The sequence below is a fragment of the Actinomadura darangshiensis genome (assembly GCF_004349235.1).
Taxonomy (GTDB): Bacteria; Actinomycetota; Actinomycetes; order Streptosporangiales; family Streptosporangiaceae; genus Spirillospora; species Spirillospora darangshiensis.
Genome location: NZ_SMKY01000459.1, coordinates 1 through 4842, shown reverse-complemented (window position 1 = coordinate 4842; position 4842 = coordinate 1). Strand labels below are relative to the sequence as shown.

General features: G+C 68.9%; 7 protein-coding genes and 1 pseudogene. 2 read left to right on the top strand and 6 right to left on the bottom strand.

Annotation, left to right across the window (positions count from 1 at the left end; genetic code table 11):
• The 4 genes and pseudogenes from E1293_RS44520 to E1293_RS44510 form a co-directional block, all read right to left on the bottom strand.
• On the bottom strand, positions 1 to 642 hold a 642-nt coding region (locus tag E1293_RS44520), incomplete at its 3' end, for a hypothetical protein (RefSeq protein ID WP_132205812.1).
• 123 nt (positions 643 to 765) lie between these two features.
• Positions 766 to 996 (bottom strand): aldo/keto reductase, encoded by a 231-nt coding sequence (locus tag E1293_RS50020; RefSeq protein ID WP_243717492.1) that lies wholly within the window; start codon positions 994 to 996, stop codon positions 766 to 768.
• 111 nt (positions 997 to 1107) lie between these two features.
• Positions 1108 to 1310 (bottom strand): annotated as a pseudogene (locus tag E1293_RS50015) (aldo/keto reductase); the annotation flags it as partial.
• Positions 1311 to 1386: 76 nt separating this feature from the next.
• Positions 1387 to 2349, bottom strand: coding sequence for an alpha/beta hydrolase (locus tag E1293_RS44510; RefSeq protein ID WP_132205810.1), 963 nt, complete (start codon positions 2347 to 2349; stop codon positions 1387 to 1389).
• 128 nt (positions 2350 to 2477) lie between these two features.
• Between E1293_RS44510 and E1293_RS44505 the strand changes: the two genes are divergently transcribed.
• Complete coding sequence (locus tag E1293_RS44505; RefSeq protein ID WP_132205808.1) at positions 2478 to 3131, top strand: TetR/AcrR family transcriptional regulator; 654 nt, start codon at positions 2478 to 2480, stop codon at positions 3129 to 3131.
• Positions 3132 to 3231: 100 nt separating this feature from the next.
• On the opposite strand, the gene E1293_RS44500 is transcribed toward E1293_RS44505, so the two are convergent.
• Positions 3232 to 3420 (bottom strand): DUF397 domain-containing protein, encoded by a 189-nt coding sequence (locus tag E1293_RS44500; protein WP_132205806.1) that lies wholly within the window; start codon positions 3418 to 3420, stop codon positions 3232 to 3234.
• Entirely contained in the window at positions 3411 to 4211 is an 801-nt protein-coding gene (locus tag E1293_RS44495; RefSeq protein ID WP_132205804.1) for a helix-turn-helix domain-containing protein, read from the bottom strand. The genes E1293_RS44500 and E1293_RS44495 overlap by 10 nt, the downstream gene beginning before the upstream one ends.
• 137 nt (positions 4212 to 4348) lie before the next feature.
• Between E1293_RS44495 and E1293_RS44490 the strand changes: the two genes are divergently transcribed.
• The gene (locus tag E1293_RS44490) at positions 4349 to 4744 is read left to right on the top strand and encodes an ATP-binding protein (protein WP_132205802.1); all 396 of its coding nucleotides are present in this window, start codon (positions 4349 to 4351) and stop codon (positions 4742 to 4744) included.
• The last annotated feature ends 98 nt before the right edge of the window (positions 4745 to 4842 follow it).

The window sequence follows — 4842 nt, the reverse complement described above, 5'->3', positions numbered from 1 at the left end:
GAATCCGTGGGGGGCGGGGCCGAAGCCTTCCCAATCGAGAATCGTCAGTTCCGGGCTGGTGAGGTTGGCCCAGTGCAGGTCGCCGTGAGAGAGGGTCCAGCGGCGGATGGTCGTGTCGATGCCCGCGTCGCCGAGGTAGTGAGGAATGGTCCGGTGTATGTAGTCCTGGCTGATGACACGTGGGCGGTCGTCCGGGACCGGTGTGGCCGCGACCGTGCTCGTAGCCCGGTGCAATCGTGACCACCATGCGTCGGGAATAGCGATGTGTTCGGTGAGGGCCGGTGTCAGGGAGCAGACGGGCGCCGTTACGTAGGTGCTGAGTTCGGCTCGGTAGGCGTACCTCTCGTGAGTCCAGTCGGCTGAATCCAGCAGTCGAGGGCGCGGGACCTCGACCGGCAGTGCGGTCGCGGCTGCCTGAGTGCCGGTCCAAAGCTTTCCGCCCTCCTTGCCCACCGGTGCCTCAAGCACGCGGAGCCACGCGTTTCCGTGGGGCGTCGCGACGGGAGCGCCGATGGTCCTTCCGCTGTGGCCCCAGGTATTGGCTGTGCCGTGGGCGGACGCGCAGCCGAGCCGGGCCGTCGCGCTGGCGAAGGCGGTGTGCATCCGCTCGCGGACGTCGGGGTCGTCAGGCTCGGAGAACACGGCAAATGTCCTGGAGATGCGTGGGTGGGATGGCTGGACGCTGGAAGGCACTGAGTGCTTCTCGCCAGTGTGTCGCAGTCGAGGCCGAAAGCAGGGCTCCGGTGAGTCCAGGCGTGGAGGCCACTACCGCGAGCGGCGGGAGCTGCCGGGGATGGGGATGACATCGCCGCCGCGGGTGAGGAGCCAGGCGAGGGCGACCTGGGCGGGGGTGGCGTTCTTCACGGCGGCGAGGTGGGTGATGGCCTCGACGATTGCCAGGTTGGCCTTGAGGTCGTCGCCGTTATAGCGGGGGGCGGTGGCGCGAAAGTCGCCGCTGTCGTAGTGCGTGGTCGCGTGGACGGCGCCGGTGAGCAGGCCGCCGCCGAGCGGGCTGTAGGCGACCAGGGCGGTGCCGAGGTCGCGGGCCGGCGCAGGGACGCTTCGCAGGCGCGGCGCAGATCGTCGGGTGAGCCGGCGGGGACCAGCCCTCCGGCGGCGCGCCGGACGCCCGTCTTGGTGGCCGGCACGATGCGGTCGCGGTGCGGGGCGAGGGTCCGGCCGAGGAGTTCCTCGTTCGCTCCGTCGCCGTAGAAGTCGCCGGTGTCGAACAGGGTGACGCCGGAGTCGAGGGCGTCCAGCAAGGTGGCCGCGGCCTCGTGCGGGTCGGCGGGACCGTAACTGCCGGTCATGCTCATGCAGCCGAGACCGAGCCGGGAGACCGCCGGGCCGTCGGCGCCAAGGGTGGTGGAGTGCATCGTTGCTCCGTCACCCCGCCAGGGCTGCGCGGAGGAACTCGAGGATCTCCGCCTGGGCGACCACGGCCTGGGGTTCCACGCCTGGCAGGGTGAGGAACGCGTGCCGCGCTTCGGGGTACTCGGTGAGTTGCACGGATGTCCCGGCCGCGCGCAGCCGCTCGGCGTAACGGCGGCCGTGATCGGCTACCGCGTCCTGGGTCGGCACCACGAGCAGCGCGGGGGCGAGCCCACTCAGGTCGTCGGTGTACAGCGGCGAGAATGCGCGGGCGTCGGTTCCCGGTGGGACGGCGAGCCGCTGCAAGAGTTGCAGTTGCGGCAGAGCGCCGGTCGGGCCGTATGCATGCTCGGCCATGGAGGGGTAGTCGTACATCGTCTCGGTCACCTCGACTGCGGGGTTGACCAGTACCTGCGCCATGAGCCGCAGACCGGCCTCCCGGGCCCGGATGGCCGTCAGGGCGCTGATCAGCGCGCCGAAGCTCTCGCCGAAGACGGCCGTGCGCGTCGGATCGATGCCCCACTGCGAGGCATGCCGCAGCACGTGCTGGAGTACGTCCCAGCCGTCGTCGGCGGCGTTCGCGAGCGGGCTGTCCGGGGCGGCGAGGCGGTGCTCGACCGAGACGACGACCGCGGGCAACCGGGCGGCGAGGTGGCTGTTGGTCCAGTCGCACTGCACCGCCGTGCCCACGAAACCGCCTCCGTGGACATGGATCACGAGTGGCAGGCCGGTCCGGGCGGCGGCCGCGCCGTCGCCCGGCGACACCGGCCGGTACACCCGGACCGGAAGGTCGCGGCCCGGCAGCGCGACGTCCTGCCACGCGATCGCGGCCCCGGGGTCCGGCTCCCCAAGGATCGCCCGCGCCGCGCTGGACGCCCGCCAGCCGTTCTCCGCAGCCCGGTAGGCGATCAGTTCCTCGGTCGTCATCGCCGAGAAGTCCGGCTCCGGCGGCCGCTTCACGGTACTGGTCTCGCTCATCTCTCCATCTCTCCTTCGCCTTCTTCCTCCCGGCCAGGACTCTCAGCCAGCAGGTGCCCCCATTTATGCACGCGGTGCGTGCAACAGCAAGTGCATGGGTTAGGCTGGGCACGGATGAGAGGGGCGGGATGGCAGGCCGAAGGCGTTGGTCGACAGAGGAGATCCTGGACACGGCGGCGGATCTGCTGCGCAGAAGCGATGCCGAGTCGTTCAGCGTCCGAAAGCTCGCCGCGGCGCTCGGGACCGACTCCTCCAGCCTCTACCGGCACTTCCGCAACAAGACCGAGCTTCTGCGCGCGGTCGCGGATCGGATCCTGGCGGCCGCGATGGACGGCTACCGCCCCGAGAGCGACTGGAAGCAGCGCATCACCGCAACAGCCCTGCGCCTGCGAGACGCCTTCGGCCAGCATCCTCAACTTGCCGCAGTCTGGGGACGCTACGGGTCCGGCGGCACCGGTTCCCGGCTGGTCATGGAGGAAGTCCTACAGGCTTTGCGGGCCTCGGGCCTGCCCGACGAGGAGATTCCGCACCGCTACCACCGGATCGTGATCCTCCTCGCCGCGCTGATCACTTCCGAGGCCGACATCGGCACCCTCACCCCCGCCGAGTACGAACAGGGCATGGAGCAGTTCCGTGTCGCGGTTCTCGGCGCCGACCCCGGCCGCTTCCCTGCCCTGGCCCACTTCGCCCGCGAGATCCGTCCCCTCGGGGCCGACCGCGGCGTCGCATTCGATGAGATCCTCGCCACCCACCTTGCCGGGATCGAGGCCGCAATTCCCTGACGCCCTCTGTCGGCCTCCCGGTGGCGTCGTGGTGTGCGCTTTCGTCGGGGTCGTCCTCATCGCTGCGGTGAGGTAGGCGGGGGTGGTTGGTGCCGAGCGGTCAGTGGGTGTTGGTGGCGGAGTGGACGGCCGTGCGCAGGGCTGCGCGGGTCAGTAGGAGGACGGGGCCGTACGGGTCCTTGCTGTCCCGCACCGCCACTATGCCGGCAGCGTCTGCCAGTTCGACGCAGTCGCCGCCGTTCTCGCCACTACGGCTTGCCTTGCGCCAGGCGGCGTTGCTCAAGTCCATTTCTCCAGTGCCTCTCTCATCATGTCCCGGGACATGTCTTCGGGGAGTGCCCTCGCTCGCAACTCTCTGAGTGTTTCGGAGAGTCTGGCGAGGTCTGAGGGGTCGTCGGTGGTGATGCCTCGTACCGTCGTCTCCATGTACGCGACCTCGCTCCGGTCGTCCATGGTAGCCACCACGAATGCACCGCCTGTGCCCGCGGGACGCCCATTGTTGCGGACGATCTGGATGGTGACATTGGGCAGCTCGCTGAGGGCGATGAGGTGCTCGATCTGCTCCCGCATCACCTCGGGCGAGCCCACAAGGTAGTCGAATACCCCTTCGCTCAGGAGGGCGGTCAGCACCGTGGGGGGCGTGTCCTCCCGGGTGAGGACGGAATGGCGTGCCATGCGGGCCTCCACGGCTTCGTCCGAGCCGAGGAACACGCGGGCGTAGGCCGGGGTCTGTAGAAGCCCTGGAATGATCGTGTGCTGCCAGGTGACCAGTTCGGCGGCTTCGGACTCTTGCTGTGGCCAGTCGAACCAGATCGGAACGGGATGGCCGTCCTTGTTGAGGTCTTCCCACAGACTGATGAGCGGGCCGCCCGCTTCCAGGTAGTCGTCCACGAGTTCCACGAAGGTTCGCGTGGCGCGCTTCTTGCCGCTCTCGATGCGGCTCACTTGGGCGGGGCTGACCTTCGTCAGGTGAGCGATCGTCTCTTGCTTGATGTCCTTGGCCTCCCGCAGCCGTCGCATCTGGCGGCCGAAGGCCACAAGGGCGGGAGAGCTATCGAGACGCTGGCGCCGTGTGGCCATGGCGGCTTACCTCTCTCGGCAACTTGCACATGCGTCTCTTCTCTTGCTGATGCGATCCACCTAGGGACTGCAAGCCCATGCTAGCTGTGACTGTGGCTGAATGTGCAGTGTTCGCCACACACAGTGAGGAGAGGGTCATGGGTCAGGCGGCGACGCAAAACGAGATGGTGGTGAAGCAGGACCTCAAGGTGGTCGCGGAGGTCCGGGAGTTCGTGCGGCTGGTGATTGGCCAGTGGGGCATGGACGACTTCGTGCCGTGCCTGGTGGCCAGCGAGCTGGTCACGAACGCGCTGCGGTACGCGTCCGAGAAGGACGGCGACGTGATGTTGCGGCTGGACCGGACCGAGGACGACGCGCTGTGGATGGAGGTCCAGGACGCGACGTCCGACCTGCCGCACGTGCAGGAGGCGGACATGGCCAGCGAGGTCGGCCGGGGCCTGTTCATCGTGGACCAGTTCTCGCGCCGCTGGGGTGTTCGTCCGCTGGCGGGAAAGGCCGGCAAGGTCGTCTTCGCGATCATCGACCGCTCCTGAGGAGTCTGGACGGGATAATCGGGGCATGCGGTTCGGGATTCTGGGTGAGACCCGGGCCTGGCGGGACGACGGGAGCGAGGTCGCGCTCGGTGGGGTGG